We start from the raw sequence: 1,245 nt of genomic DNA, 5'->3' as shown, positions 1-1,245 counted from the left end.
GACATTTTCTCTAACTTTGATTTAGAAAATTTATACAGCAATGATTGCCGGAATGACAAGACAGAACCACGTCCTAATATTTCCTGAATATCCGTGGAAATAATATACTCTTCATTTAAAAGAGCTAATCTGAATTTATCTAAAATCATTTCCCGATTCTGGGAGTCACCAACATGATACACCTTCATTTTTTTGCAACTTGTTACTAAAAATTGCATCAGAAAATTTCTATTAAGGTGCACGCTCTTTCCTCTCATATATCCGCCACATTTACTCGGTTCCTACAAACGGCAACTTTACGGCTTTGTCTTATTTAGCAGACTTACCAAGCGGAACCTAGCCTCATATGTGATTTCTGTCCGTCGGACCAAGAGTTTGCTTACAGCTTCCTTCAGATTCTACCTTACGATAGACACCCTTGCTGTTCAGCTATACACTTCCTTGTCGCCTAGGCGTGTTCGGGACTTTCATCCGTTAGAGCGCGCCCATGGCGCGCAAACTAAAATATCGCCAGCCATAGCATGGCTGACGATACAAAAATTTATTATTTTTTATTGTCCTCTTGACGGGGAGCATACCACCATTATTATAGTGGTTTATTTTTTTTATTCCAATGCAACAAACATGTAAAATGTCTGATGTATTTTTGCAAGTTTTGTTCCATAGCAGTGTTTATCTTATTTTCCGTCTTCTTCTGAAAAACAGAATCATGATAATACTTATGGCAAATAGTAACCATACATGCCTGCTTGTTTCCAGACGAACCCCTGTTTCCGGTATTAATTGTGTGTTTTCGTTTGTGATTTTTAACTCAATCACGTCTCCTCGTGCAGCCTCAATCCGCTGTTTCATGACAGCTGTATTTCCATTCGATGTTGCCTGCACTGGATTTGAATACTTATCATTCTCTTCTTTTTTAGAAATCGAAACAGCGTATTTTGATGTATCAACAGTTTCTGTTATTATGATATCCGAAGATATATCTACATTTTTTAATGTAACTTTATCTCCATGTTTCAAAGAAGTTCTAATTGTCTTGCTACGCAGCTTTTGACCATCTTCCCAATAGAGAATTTCCATATCAAATGGCTTCTTGCGGTTTCCAAGTGGACCAGTGACTTCCTTTGTAATCTCAACCGTCACCCCGCCTTTTTGCGGATGATTGACGATATGTCTGTCCGAAACAGTTCTCCAGGTATTTGTCATCGGTGATTTCTCATATAGGAATAAAATATCGGATTCTAC

The 1,245-nt window shown here is 38.2% G+C and carries 2 protein-coding genes; both read right to left on the bottom strand.

The window, feature by feature from the left end:
* Window positions 1-188 (bottom strand): hypothetical protein (locus Q5O73_RS10485; RefSeq protein WP_302669664.1); only part of this gene is annotated, 188 nt, incomplete at its 3' end.
* A gap of 484 nt (window positions 189-672) precedes the next feature.
* A partial coding sequence (locus Q5O73_RS10480) for a hypothetical protein (RefSeq protein WP_302669663.1) occupies window positions 673-1,245 on the bottom strand: 573 nt, incomplete at its 5' end.

The organism is Eubacterium sp. AF15-50 (genome assembly GCF_934835595.1).
GTDB classification, from domain to species: Bacteria; Bacillota; Clostridia; order Lachnospirales; family Lachnospiraceae; genus Eubacterium_G; species Eubacterium_G segne.
This window is presented reverse-complemented; position numbering and strand designations above follow the sequence as displayed.